The sequence below is a fragment of the Prevotella sp. P5-126 genome (assembly GCF_002251185.1).
Classification (GTDB): Bacteria; Bacteroidota; Bacteroidia; order Bacteroidales; family Bacteroidaceae; genus Prevotella.
This window is the reverse complement of the sequence record NZ_NPIZ01000081.1, coordinates 1-15,635: the sequence shown is the minus strand read 5'-3', so window position 1 is coordinate 15,635 and position 15,635 is coordinate 1. Positions and strand designations below refer to the sequence as shown.

The 15,635-nt window shown below is 43.4% G+C and carries 14 protein-coding genes and 1 pseudogene; 7 read left to right on the top strand and 8 right to left on the bottom strand.

All coding sequences use genetic code 11. The features are described from left to right. Nucleotides 1-144: 144 nt before the first annotated feature. Nucleotides 145-1,515 carry a TrpB-like pyridoxal phosphate-dependent enzyme gene (locus tag CIK90_RS09505; protein ID WP_094390895.1) on the bottom strand — a complete coding sequence of 457 codons (1,371 nt, stop codon included), beginning with the start codon at nt 1,513-1,515 and terminating at the stop codon, nt 145-147. Between the two features lie 94 nt (nt 1,516-1,609). Here CIK90_RS09505 and CIK90_RS09500 point away from each other — a divergent pair, with 94 nt between their 5' ends. Further along, nucleotides 1,610-3,058 carry a sodium:solute symporter gene (locus CIK90_RS09500; protein ID WP_094465103.1) on the top strand — a complete coding sequence of 483 codons (1,449 nt, stop codon included), beginning with the start codon at nt 1,610-1,612 and terminating at the stop codon, nt 3,056-3,058. Nucleotides 3,059-3,148: 90 nt separating this feature from the next. Here CIK90_RS09500 and CIK90_RS09495 read toward each other — a convergent pair whose 3' ends face one another. The 5 genes from CIK90_RS09495 to CIK90_RS09475 form a co-directional block, all read right to left on the bottom strand. Then, complete coding sequence (locus CIK90_RS09495) at nt 3,149-4,837, bottom strand: response regulator (RefSeq protein WP_158216053.1); 1,689 nt, start codon at nt 4,835-4,837, stop codon at nt 3,149-3,151. A gap of 391 nt (nt 4,838-5,228) precedes the next feature. Then, nucleotides 5,229-6,167 carry a thioredoxin-disulfide reductase gene (trxB, locus tag CIK90_RS09490; RefSeq protein ID WP_371327174.1) on the bottom strand — a complete coding sequence of 313 codons (939 nt, stop codon included), beginning with the start codon at nt 6,165-6,167 and terminating at the stop codon, nt 5,229-5,231. A 54-nt stretch (nt 6,168-6,221) separates the two neighbouring features. After that, the gene (locus CIK90_RS09485) at nt 6,222-6,770 is read right to left on the bottom strand and encodes a glutathione peroxidase (RefSeq protein WP_094390736.1); all 549 of its coding nucleotides are present in this window, start codon (nt 6,768-6,770) and stop codon (nt 6,222-6,224) included. Nucleotides 6,771-7,394: 624 nt separating this feature from the next. Beyond that, nucleotides 7,395-8,345: a DNA/RNA non-specific endonuclease gene (locus CIK90_RS09480; RefSeq protein ID WP_094465099.1), complete on the bottom strand. Its 951-nt coding sequence runs from the start codon at nt 8,343-8,345 to the stop codon at nt 7,395-7,397. A 103-nt stretch (nt 8,346-8,448) separates the two neighbouring features. Then, the gene (locus CIK90_RS09475) at nt 8,449-8,703 is read right to left on the bottom strand and encodes a type B 50S ribosomal protein L31 (protein WP_094390737.1); all 255 of its coding nucleotides are present in this window, start codon (nt 8,701-8,703) and stop codon (nt 8,449-8,451) included. Between the two features lie 189 nt (nt 8,704-8,892). Here CIK90_RS09475 and CIK90_RS09470 point away from each other — a divergent pair, with 189 nt between their 5' ends. From CIK90_RS09470 to CIK90_RS09460, 3 genes and pseudogenes are all read left to right on the top strand, one after another. Then, nucleotides 8,893-9,939 (top strand): endonuclease/exonuclease/phosphatase family protein, encoded by a 1,047-nt coding sequence (locus CIK90_RS09470; RefSeq protein WP_094465097.1) that lies wholly within the window; start codon nt 8,893-8,895, stop codon nt 9,937-9,939. 39 nt (nt 9,940-9,978) lie between these two features. Continuing rightward, nucleotides 9,979-10,608 carry a uridine kinase gene (gene udk, locus CIK90_RS09465; protein ID WP_094465095.1) on the top strand — a complete coding sequence of 210 codons (630 nt, stop codon included), beginning with the start codon at nt 9,979-9,981 and terminating at the stop codon, nt 10,606-10,608. Between the two features lie 24 nt (nt 10,609-10,632). Then, nucleotides 10,633-11,130 (top strand): annotated as a pseudogene (locus CIK90_RS09460) (histidine phosphatase family protein); the annotation flags it as partial. On the opposite strand, the gene CIK90_RS09455 reads toward CIK90_RS09460, so the two are convergent. Then, complete coding sequence (locus tag CIK90_RS09455) at nt 11,128-12,063, bottom strand: hypothetical protein (RefSeq protein ID WP_094465093.1); 936 nt, start codon at nt 12,061-12,063, stop codon at nt 11,128-11,130. The pseudogene CIK90_RS09460 and the gene CIK90_RS09455 overlap by 3 nt on opposite strands. 425 nt (nt 12,064-12,488) lie before the next feature. Between CIK90_RS09455 and CIK90_RS09450 the strand changes: the two genes are divergently transcribed. Next, on the top strand, nt 12,489-12,782 hold the full coding sequence (locus CIK90_RS09450) for a hypothetical protein (RefSeq protein WP_158216052.1): 294 nt from the start codon (nt 12,489-12,491) through the stop codon (nt 12,780-12,782). A 64-nt stretch (nt 12,783-12,846) separates the two neighbouring features. Here the strand turns inward: CIK90_RS09450 and CIK90_RS09445 are convergent, their stop codons facing one another. Next, nucleotides 12,847-13,371, bottom strand: coding sequence for an energy transducer TonB (locus CIK90_RS09445; protein ID WP_094465090.1), 525 nt, complete (start codon nt 13,369-13,371; stop codon nt 12,847-12,849). Between the two features lie 110 nt (nt 13,372-13,481). Here CIK90_RS09445 and CIK90_RS09440 point away from each other — a divergent pair, with 110 nt between their 5' ends. Both CIK90_RS09440 and CIK90_RS13980 read left to right on the top strand, forming a co-directional pair. Then, a complete protein-coding gene (locus tag CIK90_RS09440) occupies nt 13,482-14,081 on the top strand; it encodes a hypothetical protein (protein ID WP_094465088.1) in 600 nt (199 codons plus the stop codon). An 876-nt stretch (nt 14,082-14,957) separates the two neighbouring features. Further along, nucleotides 14,958-15,260, top strand: coding sequence for a hypothetical protein (locus CIK90_RS13980; protein ID WP_144007253.1), 303 nt, complete (start codon nt 14,958-14,960; stop codon nt 15,258-15,260). The last annotated feature ends 375 nt before the right edge of the window (nt 15,261-15,635 follow it).

Below are 15,635 nucleotides of genomic sequence, written 5' to 3'. Positions count from 1 at the left end.
CATCAAAGAAGCCGGTTCCTCATCGAACCGGCTTCTTTGTTATTAGCTATGTTGGAGAGTCGGCATGGATTTTCTTGGGCGATACTCTCCGAAATGTATCTCCATTCCTCCATACTTGGCATGGAGGAATGGAGGGACTGATTGTTATTCCTTGATGATGGGCTCCAGCTCGCTGACGTTTCTTTCGATTTCTTCGTCAGAAACGGTGTAGTTCTGCAGATCGCCGCTGATAAACTGCTCATAGCTTGGCATGTCGATGAGACCGTGGCCAGAGAGGCAGAACAGGATGACTTTCTGCTCACCGGTTTCCTTGCACTTCTTGGCTTCGCGAATAGTGGCTGCGATGGCATGGCAACTCTCAGGGGCAGGGATGATGCCCTCGGTGCGGGCGAAGAGCATTCCGGATTCGAACGATTCCAATTGGGGAATATCCACACCATGCATCATCTTGTCCTTGATGAGCTGTGACACAATCATGCCGGCACCATGGTAGCGGAGACCGCCTGCATGGATATTGCTGGGCTTGAACTGATGGCCGAGCGTAAACATGGGTAATAATGGTGTGTAACCAGCTTCGTCGCCGAAGTCATACTGGAACTTACCGCGAGTCAGCTTAGGACAACTATTGGGTTCGGCTGCGATAAACTCGGTATGACGCTCTCCGCTGATGTTATGGCGCATGAAGGGGAATGCTATACCTCCGAAGTTGCTACCGCCGCCAAAGCAAGCAATAACAGTATCGGGATATTCACCAGCCATCTGCATCTGCTTTTCAGCCTCCAGACCGATGATAGTCTGGTGCAGACCAACGTGGTTGAGTACAGAACCTAATACATATTTACAATGGGGAGTGGTGGTTGCCAACTCTACTGCTTCTGAAATGGCTGTACCAAGTGAACCGGGATGCAACGGATCTTTGGTGATGATATCCTTACCCGCACGTGTTGACATGGATGGAGAACCGGTAACGGCAGCACCGAAAGTACGCATAACAGATGAACGATAGGGCTTCTGCTGCATGGTAATCTTTACCTGATAAACCGCACATTCAAGACCGAATATCTTGGCAGCATAGCTCAGAGCCATACCCCACTGGCCGGCACCAGTCTCGGTGGTCACATTGGTTGTGCCTTCTTGTTTGGCATAATAGCATTGGGGAAGGGCGGAATTGATTTTATGAGAACCCAAGGGGTTGACACTCTCGTTCTTGAAATAGATATGGGCAGGAGTGCCGAGGGCTTTTTCCAACTCATAGGCGCGTACCAATGGGGTAGAACGGTAAAAACGGTATTTGTCGAGCACTTCTTCGGGAATGTCTATCCACTCATGCTCCATGTCCAGTTCCTGTTTACTACACTCTTCGGGGAAGATATGTGCCAAATCCTGCCATGTTAAGGGCTTGTGGGTCTGGGGATGGATGGGAGGCAGTGGCTTGTTGGGCATGTCTGCCATGATGTTATACCACTGTGTTGGAATCTCATTCTCCGGTAGGAGATACTTCTTTTGTTTTGTCATTGTCTTATGGTTTAGTGTTTTGTACGACAAAAGTAATGAAAAATAATGAGAAAAAGAGGATAAAAACTAAAAAAATGCTACCTTTGTGTGCGATATGATGATATTAGCGATAGTTTTGGGCTATTTTTGCTTGCTGTTTGCCATCAGCAGATGGACGGGAAGACATGCAGACAATGATACGTTCTACCGTGGCAACAGACAGTCGCCATGGTATATGGTGGCTTTTGGCATGATAGGTGCATCGATATCTGGTGTGACCTTTGTAAGTGTGCCGGGTATGGTGACACGTATTGATATGACCTATTTGCAAACATGTATGGGGTTTATCTTGGGCTATGTTATCGTAGCTTTTGTTCTCCTACCTTTATATTATAGGTTGAACCTGACCACCATTTATTCGTTTTTAGGGCAACGTATTGGACGAAGGGCTTATCGCACAGGGGCATCGTTTTTCCTCTTGTCGAAAATGACAGGGGCAGCGGTGCGTTTTTATGTGGTGTGCTGGATTTTGCAGCAATGTATCATGATGCAGATGCCTGATGGAATGCGACAGATAGGTGAGGGATGGCTTTTTACATTTACGGCGTTAGTAATGGTGGCTCTGATATGGCTCTACACCAGAAAAGGTGGCATACGCACACTGGTATGGACTGATTCGCTGCAGACTGCCTGTCTCTTTGGAGCGTTGATACTGATGCTTATTATGGTTACCAAACAATTGGAAATGGGGGTTGGTGATGCTGTATCGGCCATAGCAGAAAGCGAAATGTCGCGCATCTTTGTGTTTGATGACTGGATGTCGAAGCAGAATTTCTGGAAACAATTCTTCAGTGGTGTGTTCATCGTCATTGTCATGACGGGACTTGATCAGGATATGATGCAGAAAAATCTTACTTGTAGTTCATTGCGTGATGCACAGAAAGATATGACGACGTATGGTGTGGCTTTTCTACCTGCCAACCTGTTGTTCCTTTCGCTTGGTGCTTTGCTCGTTATGCTTGCTCATCAACGTGGTATTGCAATTCCAGAGATGGGTGACCAACTGTTACCAACTTTTGCTGCATCTGGGCTGTTGGGACCTGCGGTGGTTGTGCTCTTTATTTTAGGTATCTTGGCTGCCTCATTTTCAAGTGCCGATTCGGCTTTGACAGCTATGACAACAAGTTTCTGTGTTGATATCTGTGGGAAACCAAACGATGAAAACCTACGCAAAAGATCACATTTGATTATTGCTGTGATTTTTGTGGTCTTTGTTTTGCTTTTTCGTTTGGTGAATTCCACCAGCGTCATTGATGCCATCTATGTGCTCTGTGGTTATACCTACGGGCCGTTGCTTGGACTCTTTGCGTTCGGGCTGTTGACCCATAGGCAGACCAATGACCGATGGGTACCCTATGTATGCTTGGCTTCTCCTTTGTTCTGTTGGGGACTTGACGCTATTGTGGGATATTATACGGGCTATCGATTCGGTTATGAACTGCTGATGCTTAATGGTTTATTCACCTTTGTCGGTCTGCTGGCTCTTCGGCCGACGAGTAAGTGAATCGATGATGCAATACAAATATTGAATCATCCTTCGGTCTGAATAAACCGAAATTAAATATGATGACCGGTTCTCACATGAGAGTTTGCATTATTGATTTCTTAGTTTCTCAAAATACTCCGATGGTTGCATGCCCATTACCCGCTTAAAGGTGGTGGCGAAGTATTTCGGATCTTTGAATCCCACTTGATAGGCAATATCGCTGACACGCAAGTCTGGGTCTGACTGCGCTATCTTGCAGGCTGTCTTGATGCGCATGTCACGGATAAAGGTCGAAACATTCTTTCCTGTGGCTGCTCGCAACTTATTATATAAGGTGGAACTGCTGGCTCCAATGTCAGAAGCAAGCCTGTCGCGATCGTAGTCAGAATCAGATAAGTTGGCTTTGACAAGTTCGGTGACACGGTTTACAAACTCATTGTCTATTGGGCTGTCTGATGAAGTGATTTCCTCAATATGTTCGTCTTGATGGGTGGCATCAATATTTATCTTTTGCTGGTATTGACGGCTTAATAGCGTGTTATTGATATGAAGCAGCAGATCGGTCATGCGGAATGGTTTCTGCAAACAGATGTCTGCGCCTTCTTGCAGGGATAGTTCGCTGTCATTGGTGTCGGCATTGCCCGTCAGCGTAATAATTGGCAATTGATTCTTGGAATAATTTTGGCGAATAACAGTTGTCAGACTAATACCATCAATTTTAGGCAGATTGGTTTCTGCCACTACAAGTTGGATATTTCCTTCTTTTACCAGTCGGAGCGCATCGGCACCATTGCTCGCTGTGAGTATGTTGTAGTATGGACTTAAGGCATGTGCCATCAGATTAAGCATCTCAGGATTATCGTCTGCAAGGATGATGTTGATGCTTTTGCTGCCATCTGCTGATTTCTCGGATTTTTTTATCGGGGTCAGCAAAGGCAGCAGATTGTTGGCATAGGTACGGATAAAACTCTCTGATGACTTTTGTTGATGATTGGTTTGTGCGTCGGTGAAGGCCTCTTTTCCTATGGGCAACTCGATGGTGACGGTAGTTCCCTGACCTTGAAGAGTTTTGTAGTGGATGTTGCCACCATGTAGTCTCACCATATCGTTGACGAGTGATAGGTTGGGGTAGGTTCCGGTAATCATGGACTCCTGAAAACTGGAGATAGATGGAGCATTGAATATTTTCTCTACTTCTTCGGGGATGATGCTTACGCCATTGTCGCTAATACGTATATATAGGTGGTCGTAGTCAGAATTTGTACTCACATCTAAAGTTACGGTACCGTCGGTACCTGTATATTTTGTGGTGTTCTGCAACAGATTAAAGATGATTTTATCTATTTTGTCAGTATCTGCCCAACCAACCATCGTGTCTGGTTTACAACTGATGTCAAGGTTGAGGCCTTTCTTGTTCATTAACGGCGCTATGCATAGTGCGGTATCTCTGATGGATCGCATTACGTCGCATTGCTGTACATGTAGATTCATCTTACCCGTATAGATTAGTGTGGCCTCGTCCATTTGTTGCAGAAGACGCAATGATCGTTGGATGTTAAGGTCGATCATGTTTAACTCGTCTTGCAGTTCAGGATGATTGCCTCGTAGCTGTTCGATAGTGCTACTGATAATGGTCATTGGGGTTGACAGATTATTAGTTAGGTTGGAGATGGTACACTCCAACAGCATCTTATTTTTGCTTCTTAGATGGAGAGAAAGCCTTCTTGATAACCAAAAATGGCCTCCTATCAACAATCCTGTGGCTATAATCAACAGAATGATGGTCAAGTTTGTCATATCTATAACTGTATTTTCGGTTGCGAAGTTACGAAAATAAGTTTGAAATACATTCATATTTTACCATAAAAATCGTCAAAAATGCGTATTTTAGTTTGATTTGCGATAAATTTGGTGTATTAAACGTTAAAATCACGCATTTTAAACTATAAATAATAAAATATGAACGCGAGTATGAAATAATTGTAATACATTTGCATCAGAAAACAAAACTAGTTGTGAGTTAATTTTGCATTATATAGGAACAAGAGGTTTCTAATGCAAAACCCAATATGATTTTTAATGGTTAAGGTTTATGGTTGATTAATTTAGTTTTAAACGTGAAAAGGCTCGCTGTGAAGCGAGCCTTTTCTTATTCATACTATTTATTTGTTAAATGCTGGCTCTGGGCTTAACCTTCTTTGGCTAACAGGTAGCGTTCGGCCTCTATGGCTGCTTGACAACCGGTTCCTGCGGCTGTTATAGCCTGTCGGTAGGTGGGGTCTGCACAGTCACCGGCAACGAAGATTCCTGGGAGCTTGGTACGTGGAGTACCATCGGTTTTCTTCAGATAGCCCACTTCGTCTGTATCAAGCCATGGGGCGAAGAGTTCTGTGTTAGGCTTGTGGCCAATGGCGAGGAAGAAACCGTCTATGGCAATATCAACTGTTTGTTCATCATTTTCTCCCTTGCGCTTGACGAGGTGTGCGCCTTCTACACCGTTTTCTCCGAAAAGTCCAAGGGTGTTGTGCTCAAACAGGATTTCGATATTGTCGGTATTCATCACTCGTTCTTGCATCACTTTTGAAGCACGGAGATATGGTTTGCGTACGATGAGATATACTTTTTTTGCCAACTGGCTCAGATAGAGTGCATCTTCGCATGCAGTATCACCGCCTCCTACCACGGCAACGGTCTTCTTTCGATAGAAGAATCCATCGCAGGTGGCACACGCAGATACTCCTTGTCCATTGTATTTACGTTCGTCGTCAAGACCTAAGTATTTGGCTGAGGCACCAGTGGCAATAATCACGGTGTCGGCTTCTATCTCGCGTCCTTCTTCATCCCACAAGCGATAGGGAGTTTTAGAGAAATCAACCTTGGTGATGGACCCGTCGCGAAGTTCTGTACCGAAGCGTTCTGCCTGTTCTCTTAGATCCATCATCATCTGGTTGCCATCCACACCTTGTGGGTATCCTGGGAAGTTTTCTACCTCAGTAGTTTGAGTGAGTTGTCCGCCGGGTTGCAATCCGCAGTATTCTATGGGTGCAAGATTTGCACGCGACGCATAGATGGCAGCAGTATATCCGGCAGGTCCGCTACCGATAATCAGACATTTGGTATGTTCCATTACTTGCAATTCGTTTGTTATTGTTGGAATGCTATATTTAATAATAGGTATCGCTTACAGCAATGTTTCAATCTGTTGAGCGATATGTTCTATCTTTTCTGTTGGTTCGAAACGGGCTATTACCTGTCCCTTCTTGTTAATCAGAAATTTGGTGAAGTTCCATTTGATATCTGCTTTTTCGCGATAGTCTGGGTCTTCTTTGCTCAGCATATCGTCAAGCACATGTGCTATAGGGTGTGACATATCCCAACCGGCAAATCCCTTCTGTTCTTTTAGAAACTGGTAGAGTGGTTCTGCATCGTTTCCGTTGACCTTGATTTTCTTAAAGCGCGGAAATTCTGTTCCATAGGTGAGTTTGCAGAACTCATGAATGGATTCATCGGTACCAGGAGCCTGTTGCCCGAACTGGTTGCAGGGGAAGTCGAGGATTTCAAATCCCTGGCTATGGTATTTCTCGTAGAGTTTTTCCAATTCTTCATACTGTGGTGTAAATCCACATTTGGTAGCGGTATTGACGATGAGTAATACTTCGTTGGCATACTCTTTTAGTGATACTTCTTTTCCCTTTCTGTCTTTTACAGAGAAATCATAAATCGTTTTCATCTTTATTTTATTAATTGTTTAATCTTGTTTGAAAAGTGTTTGGTTTACTAATCGCAAAGTTACGAATGTTCTGCGTGACAACCAAACTATTTAGCGTTTTTTAGTGGAATGGGTGTTATTGTGGAGAAATGCAGAATGCTTTTTGTCTGTTTGCTGATGGTGAAATCATGGGTTAATCATTATGTTCCATTATATGGCACGTTTTCTCGCCATGGCAGAGTTCATGTAAACATAACTCTGCTCATCTGGCTTAACGAAAACGGTGGTATTAGCGTTTTTTTTTGTGTCTGATAATGAAATTTGTTTACTTGTGTAATGGAATAAAGTGTGTATGATACTATTGCTTTATATGAGTATGGCGTTTTATGTCGTCTTAACCTAAATCGGTTGCTGGATCAGTCAATAATGTTTTCGGTATTAGTTAGACCAGTCGAAAATGTATTTATATATATAATGACTGAAATGGGGCTTAATAGAGTAGGTGAATGGATATAAAAACGGCAGGAACCCATAATTGGAATCCTGCCGGTATTTAAAAAGCGATCGTTTTCGTTAAACCAGATGAGCAGAACCGAACTTGTTCGAGTTATGCCATGGCGAGAAAACGAAGGATGAAATCCATGGTTATAATCCCCATCTGTTGGTTTGTTCTTGGATATTCACATTTTCGACAGCCTCTTCAATCTGGTCGGGGAGGTTGCAGAAGAAATCGATACCTGTACGATTCTCCAGTTCGCGTACACTCATGATATAATTCTTAATATTATCCTTGCTCTTGTCTTCGTCAAGGTTTTCTGCAAAGAGGGCAATAGCTTTGTAGCCTGTTGCTGTCTTGCTGAGTACAGCCATGAAGAAATATTTAGGCACAGGAATCTTGTAGTCATCCTTACCGATATACTTCAGAATGTCTTCGCTCTTGTCGATGGTTCCTCCCTTGCAGACATAGAGTGTGTCGCTCCAGTCAGCCCAGGTGCGTACTATCTGCTCCATCTTTTCCCATAAGCCAGCATTGAACTTGTTGTATTGTGGTTGCATGTTGGTCAGATAGAAAGTCTGGTAGTTGCATTTGGTGGAACGCTGACGGTCAGCTGAAGGACAGATGTGTCCATGGTCGAAACCATTGTTTTTATATGGGTCTTTGCTGAACTGGAATATTGTGCAGTCGGGGTCGTTGGGATACTGACCTGTAGGAGAAGGAATCTCTGGTGTGGAAACGCCTGTGTCGTAACGTTTCACGTTCTCGTTCTGGTTGTAGTTGATGCTGGCATAGAGCTGATAGCAACTCCAGCGCTGTGCACGGATGCCGTTATCCCATTCTGTGCAGTAGTTGACGCCGGTCTCACCTGTCTTGTAGTTGAGCTCGCTGTTATGAACAATAACAGAACTGTTACCGTTGCTGTTCAATTTAGGAAACTCCAGTCGAGTCTGTGCCTCGGCAGGTCCGCTGGTATTACGGTTGTTGTTGACATTGGCTGGAATGACGGGACCGTTACTGGAATCATCGTCATCGCCACATGAAATGAAAATACCCATACTCAGCAGGCCGAGTACCAAAGGAACGAAAAACTTTTTCATAGAATACAGTTTAGTTATGTTTATTGTTAGAAACAAAAAAGGCGTGACCATCAGCATATGCAACTACTGTGGGCGCGCCTTTAATTCGTTTTTTCTGTGGAAATTATTTCTTTGCAGCCTTACCGTAGCGGCTCATGAACTTATCTACGCGTCCTGCAGTATCCACAAGCTTGCTCTTACCGGTATAGAAGGGGTGAGAGGTGCTCGAGATTTCGATTTTAACCACTGGGTAAGTTTCGCCTTCGAATTCTACTGTGTCGTTAGTCTTTGCGGTAGAACGCGAAAGGAACATATCGCCGTTGGACATGTCCTTGAACACGACGGGGCGATAGTTTTCTGGATGAAGACCTTTTTTCATTTTAATTGTTACTTATTTAATGTTGTAAATACAAATTCTCGCTTTGAGGTTGCAAAGGTACAAACTTTTTGCCAATCAACCAAATTTTATCCATTATTTGTGTTAAAATATACCGAAAGAGAAAAAATCTCTCGCTAATCTCGTTCTTTTTATATAACTTCGCACCATAATTTAAAACTTGCAATCACAATGAGAAAGTCATGGGTGGCCTTGGTGTTCCTGCTGTTGGCAGGAATTAATATTGTTGGTGCACAAAATAAGAAGACGGCAGTACATGCCATTGGTTTTTACAATCTTGAAAATCTTTTCGACACCTGCCATGATGTCGGACATAATGACTATGAGTATCTGCCTTCGAGCAAAACGCCATGGAATACGGAAAAATATCTCAGCAAACTGCGCCACATGTCGCAGGCATTGGCTGATATGGGTACAGATGTAGTACCTGGAGGTTGTGCGGCCATTGGTGTGGCAGAGGTAGAGAATTCTCATTGTCTCGATGATCTCTGTAACCAGCCTGAACTAAAGGAGCGCAACATGAAGTATGTGCATATTGAGGGTCCAGACCATCGTGGTATTGATTGTGCTTTGCTTTATAATCCTGCCATTTTCCAGGTGCGTAATGTGAAGCTTATACCTTATATATATTTATTGCCCCAAGACTCAGCACGTGCTACCCGTGGCTTCCTTGCTGTCAGCGGAACTATGGCTGGCGAGCATGTCACCATTGTAGTCAACCACTTGCCGTCACGTGGTGCCCCCTCGTACTATCGTGAACAGGGAGGCTTGCAGTTGCATGCTGTGAAAGATTCTCTCCTTGCAGATGATCCGAAAGTGAAACTGCTTATCATGGGTGACATGAATGATGATCCACGCGACTCTTCCATGGCTGTAGCTCTTGGTGCTAAACGTGAAATGGCAGAGGTGGAAGCCAATGGTCTCTACAACCCTTGGTGGAAAATACATGATACAGGTACAGGAACACTCTATTACCGTGGCAATTGGAACCTGTTTGATCAGATTCTCTTGTCGTCGAGTCTGCTCAACCAGAAGGGGAAAAAGCGTCCCAAGACACTTAAATTACATGATGCACAGATATTCCGTCGCGACTATTTGATTCAGCAAGACGGACCGTTCAAGGGCGCTCCCTTGCGTACCCATGCTGGTGGCCGTTGGCTTAATGGTTACAGCGACCATCTTCCCACCGTCGTGTATTTGGTGAAAAAGGCCAAATGATAGAACAACGAATCATACATATAAAGTCTGCATACTATTATGTCTAAAGAACATGTTACCGTCATCGGCATTGCCGGTGGAACAGGGTCGGGCAAGACAACCGTGGTAAAGAAGATTGTTGAGGTGTTGCCTCAACATTGTGCTTGTGTCGTTCCCCTCGACTCCTATTATAATGATACCACCAATATGACCGAAGAAGAACGTCGGCAAATCAATTTTGACCATCCCGATGCTTTCGACTGGAAATTGCTTACCGAGCAGATTAAGATGCTGAAGAGTGGTAAGGCCATCGAGCAACCCACCTATTCGTATCTTATCTGTAACCGTCTGCCCGAAACCATTCATATAGAGCCCAAACCTGTTATCATCCTCGAAGGTATCATGACGCTTCATTATAAGAAATTGCGCGACATGATGGACTTGAAGATTTTTGTTGATACCGATAATGATGTGCGACTCATCCGTAATATCCGTCGTGATGTGGTAGAGCGAGGCCGTACGGTAGATATGGTACTCGACCGATATGAGAAGGTGCTTAAACCCATGCATGAGCAGTTTATTGAGCCTACCAAGAAGTTTGCCGACCTCATCATCCCCTGGGGACATGAGAATCGTACCGGCATTCATATTCTGAAAACATATATCGAGGGTATTGTCACCAATGTGTAACCTTCATGTAGGAATATTAGCAGAATGACTACCATCTATCTCATCCGTCACGGCGAGACCGTTGATAATGCCCGGCAGATCATGCAAGGGCAGACCCAAGGTAAACTTAATGATCATGGCATCCAACAGGCAGAAACCGTCAGCAAGCGGTTGGCAGAGGAACCCATCGATGCTGTTGTGGCAAGCGATTTACATCGGGCGGTGGAAACTGCTGAAATCATAGCACGGCCGCATCACTTGCCAGTTGTTACTACACCTCTGCTTCGTGAGCGCGACTGGGGAGCTTTTACTGGACGTTTCATACCTGATCTAAAAGGATTGGTATGGCCTGATGATGTGGAAAGTGAGGAAACGATGATGATGCGTGCTGTCGATTTCTTAGAATATATAACAGCCACCTATCCCGATCAACGGGTGGTGGCTGTGGGTCATGGCATTATCAATAAAGCTATCCTTGCTGTCTATGCCCATTGTCCGATGCGCGAAGTGCAACGGGTGATGAATGCTGAAGTGCGTATGTTATCGACGTCCGCCGTAACTGTGGCCTCCGCCCGTGCTGCGGCCTCCGCCGTTATTGCTACTGCTGTTGCCGACAGAGCGGGTGGCGCCGCTGCCGAATGAACGGTTTCCGCTACCAAAAGAATGGTTGCTACTGGTGGTAGGACGGCTGTTGTTGCTACCGCCTAATGTGCTTTTTCTGTCATTTTCACGACTGCGGTATCCTCCCAACGATTGTCCGTTTCTGTTGTTATCGCGATTGCTGTTCCAGCCGCGGTCGTTGTTTCTATTGTTGTCGCGATTGCTGTTCCAATTACGGTCGTTGTCGTTTCTCCTGTCAATATAGCGATGGTGTGAGTTATTCTGTCGCCAGTCGCGGTTTACTGTGGTACGTGTAGAACTATTGCGCATGCTATGGTGATTATTACGGAAGTCACCTCGATCCCAACCATCCTTCATACCGAAGTGGTTGCGATGATGTTTGGGTGCATAGATATGGCGGCGTGGCTGATACCAACTGCGGTTTCCGTTCATTCGCCAAGAGTGCCCGCCTCGATAGGAAGCGTAGAATACTGGACGCCCGAAATAGAAGAAGTCGCGACGTGGATAGCGGGCATAAATGCCGAAGTGCCAATATCCTCCATGCCAGTAGAGTGGACGATAGAAATATGAAGCAGTTCGGTAGGCGGTCAGTTGCCAGTCGAACAGAACGAAAGCCAAGTCGCTATTGCGGCGCTCCCATCCCAGCGCATAAACATCATCGTAACTTGTAACGCCCATCAGATAGTCAAGGTTGATTTCATAGACGGCCTCATACTGGTCTTCTGTGAGATTGAGTTCGTAAGCCATTTTGTCGGTCAGGAACAAAGCCTCGTTACGGGCTTGCTCGTAACTCATAGCGTTGCCTGTAGCTGCGAATGTCAGCAGACTCATCAGGGCTATCATCATCTTCTTCATACCTTTATCTCCTATATTTTAATTGTTATTACTCTTTGGTTTTCACCAGACCTTTTGCAAGGGTTTTATCTTGTTCTCGATGCAAAGGAAAACATTTTCCCGATGTTTCGCAAAGGTTTTTCCCTAAACCATCGGGGAAAATCCCTAAACGCCAGATTGGGTGTTTATCAACTCAATAATTATCATCTAATGGTCATAATGTCATTCCTCCATATTTACCTATTTTTTATTTGGCAGCATTTGAGATAAAAGTCGTAGGCGAATGGACGGCACCGCTTTCGCGTACAGTTATTCAACAGCGTGCTGATGTGTTCATACTTTCACGAATGATTTACGTTGGTGTTTCGGACTTTTGAAAAAAAACAGCTTTTTCATACCAGCAACAGATAATCAATAAGATTTGGGCACAGGCTGGCATGAAGGTGTTGGCAGAGATAGCAGACATCTATCCACGTATGACGAGCATTCACGACAGCAGCCTATTTGACGGTAGCTTTGCAATGGATTTTATCAATCATGGCGATAAAATTATCTATTGTGCAATGTACCTGTACATCGGCTACGTCAACGAGGCAACTAACTTCGCAAAAAGCCAAGGTGGAGGCGGTAGCGATACCAAAGATTGGGGACGTGAGAAGGACGAAGATGAGATAGAATGGATAAGACGATGCTTGCGACAAGCGGTTCGGATGGTAAAACCAAGAAAGGCAAAGGGTTAGGTCGATAACGAGAATCAGCCCCTCCTCTTTCATTAAAAAAGAGAGAAGGGCTGGAGTGTTTTTCTTACCTATTCTTTGTATTTTCACACAAACGGAAAGTGATAGGAATGCTACATTTCACTTTTACGGCTTTTCCATTTTTCAGCCCAGGATACCATTTTGGCATGGCTTTGACTACTCGTAACGACTCTTTACCCAGCGAAAGCGAGTACGAATCTTTTGCTAATTTGATATCTGTCAACACGCCCGTCTCATTTACGACAAATTTAACAATAATCGTTCCTTGTTTATCTAACATTCGTGCCATATCAGGATACCTAAGATTAGATGCAATAAATTTATTTAATGCTTTGTTGCCACCTGGGAAAGAAGGCTTTTGGTCAACATCGTCACCATTAAATATCTTATCTGCCCTATCTTTTAGCCCCATATTTGTTCTATATCTTTTTGCAGCTCTTCTCCCTCTAATAGCATTAAGTACAAAATTACCATTTGGTGTACCTCCTATTTCATTCAATATCTCATTCACAGACTCCTTCACAATCCTATGTAAGTCTGATTCTGTTAATCTTATAAGTTTCTTGTTCATGTGTTTATATGTATATTTATCTTATATTAAATATCACACAGAACATGCTTTTATCAGATTTTTTATGTGTGTTTGCAGGATTAAGGATATTTATTGAAAAATTGAAAAATATGGCAAAGAAGATAATGATGTTGACGGGAAGTGAATTGCATAGTGTTATAAAGGAGTGTATTAACGATATTATATTGTGGAATGCCAAGAATGAAAATACAATTCATGAACAAATGGTAGACGAAGCCTTGATACATTCATATGAAGCAAGTGTGGTTATAAGGCATTTGTGCAGTTCATTCCAACTTGCCAGAGGATATAGGCAATACAGTAGGAATACTAATAAATACTATGGATACGTTGATAAACGTAAGAATGAAAATAATTGTGACGTTATATTATTGTCATTGCCAACCGCAAACAGTGACATATTGAAGGAGATTACGCTTTCAATGGAAAAATCTTGTGGTTGGTTCCTATTTTGCAAAATCAATACTAACTTACAAGGTCACGAAGCATGGCAGTATGAAAAGAAAATAGACAATGACGCTACGCATGAGGTCTTGTCACGTCAGTTCATTTATCATCTTTGTCCAACGTCAAGATTACAAAAAATTCTTAGTGTAGGTCTATTACCAAAGGAAACAACTTGGGAAGCATTTATGTTAGATGATGAACATACCTATCGTGATAGGTTAGACAACATTATGGATGGATGACTATTGATGGGGTTTATGCGTTTTTGAATGTTCTAAGTGATGATTTTCTTAAGAACAATACATTCAACTCTAAGGAAGTTTTTACTGACACATATACACCTCTAAAGATTATACAACCAAACTAATAGATAATGCAAAATTTTCATTTGACCCAAGAAGTGAAGATGCAGTATATACAATGGGGAATATACCTCCATCTGCAATAAGTATCGCAAAATGAGCAACCTACAATAGTTGCTCGTTTTTTTCGTGATTATTTGTGCCAACATATATATCATTGCAAAAAAATATTTCTTGCGAAGCAACTTCTTCAAAAAGATTTCCTCCAAAGATTTCTTGCCATAGGCAACCCCAAAACATCCGTCTAAATTCCGTCTAAATTCCGATGATTGATTTCTGTGTGACATTTCACCACTGCCTAGGAAGCACCAATGCCTAAAAAATTCGCAATCCGTGTGCGCGTTTAATAATTTTAAGTAAAATTGTCTATACTATAGTTAAATATAATTAAATTTCTATGCGTGACGTGCCAAAACTCTTGCATTCCGTGGGTGCCATGTTGTATATTTGTATTTCAAGCCGAGGATGATTTCCAAAACAAGAAAGAAACCTTCAAATCAAAAGTTAAACAAATAATTTACAACTAGAAAGCCACTTATGTTTATAAAACAAGTAATTCAACACACCATCCGGTCCCGACAGAGAGACCACGGTTTCCCGATCGCTTCTCGTTCGGTTCCCGTTAACTTCTCGTTAGGTCTTCGTTCGTCTCTCGTTCGTCTCTCGTTCGTTATTCGTTAGTCTATCGAAGACCGAACGAGGACCGAACGAGGAACAAGCAAAAAACGAACGAAAGAGCAACGAACGTCGATCGAGATGCCGACGAGAAACTATCGACAACTCGACGATTTGCCTCCGTCATGGCTGGCAGAATACCCTTCTGCAACCACAAACCAGCATACTGCCATTCACCATGCTCCTGCCGAGGCAGATAGCAGCACTTTCGGCCCCACCCAGGCATTCTCACGGCGAATCAAGCCTTTTCCACCCATTCTGCACATTCCACCCTCCCACATCAAAAGCCCCTCACAGGCTCTAAAAACACCTCACTACCATACTGCCCAACAACCGCCAAAGACACACTCTACTCGTCCTAAACATCCACTTACAAGCACCTAAACACAACCCTTCACGGCCTCAATAGTAGGCCTAACACCACGTTTTCGTAAAGCCAGAGAGCAGAGTTAAGTGCACTTGAGTTCTGATTTGGCAAGAAAAGGCACTATAAAATGAAACCATCACCCAAAAGCCCCCATCCCCATCATTTTAGCAAATATAAGAATAATATGTTTACATCGATATCGTATTACGCGTCCTACAACTTTACATTATAACAAATGGTCATAGGAATTACTGATTCCACTGATTTCTATTTCTTGATGATAGCGTTAGTATTTCCCTGGTTGTTTGGATCACACGGATGACACAGATTAATTGCTAATTCAGCCGCATGTATAAGGTTATTTTTCTCTGTGGAAGGAATAACTGTTATTA

Coding starts and splice junctions, on each gene's coding strand:
- CIK90_RS09445 (WP_094465090.1), bottom strand. CDS start 13,371: ATGAACAAGAAACTTATAAGATTAACAGAATCAGACTTACATAGGATT.
- udk (WP_094465095.1), top strand. CDS start 9,979: ATGTCTAAAGAACATGTTACCGTCATCGGCATTGCCGGTGGAACAGGG.
- CIK90_RS13980 (WP_144007253.1), top strand. CDS start 14,958: ATGCCGACGAGAAACTATCGACAACTCGACGATTTGCCTCCGTCATGG.
- CIK90_RS09500 (WP_094465103.1), top strand. CDS start 1,610: ATGATGATATTAGCGATAGTTTTGGGCTATTTTTGCTTGCTGTTTGCC.
- CIK90_RS09455 (WP_094465093.1), bottom strand. CDS start 12,063: ATGAAGAAGATGATGATAGCCCTGATGAGTCTGCTGACATTCGCAGCT.
- CIK90_RS09505 (WP_094390895.1), bottom strand. CDS start 1,515: ATGACAAAACAAAAGAAGTATCTCCTACCGGAGAATGAGATTCCAACA.
- trxB (WP_371327174.1), bottom strand. CDS start 6,167: ATGGAACATACCAAATGTCTGATTATCGGTAGCGGACCTGCCGGATAT.
- CIK90_RS09440 (WP_094465088.1), top strand. CDS start 13,482: ATGGCAAAGAAGATAATGATGTTGACGGGAAGTGAATTGCATAGTGTT.
- CIK90_RS09475 (WP_094390737.1), bottom strand. CDS start 8,703: ATGAAAAAAGGTCTTCATCCAGAAAACTATCGCCCCGTCGTGTTCAAG.
- CIK90_RS09485 (WP_094390736.1), bottom strand. CDS start 6,770: ATGAAAACGATTTATGATTTCTCTGTAAAAGACAGAAAGGGAAAAGAA.
- CIK90_RS09495 (WP_158216053.1), bottom strand. CDS start 4,837: ATGACAAACTTGACCATCATTCTGTTGATTATAGCCACAGGATTGTTG.
- CIK90_RS09470 (WP_094465097.1), top strand. CDS start 8,893: ATGAGAAAGTCATGGGTGGCCTTGGTGTTCCTGCTGTTGGCAGGAATT.
- CIK90_RS09480 (WP_094465099.1), bottom strand. CDS start 8,345: ATGAAAAAGTTTTTCGTTCCTTTGGTACTCGGCCTGCTGAGTATGGGT.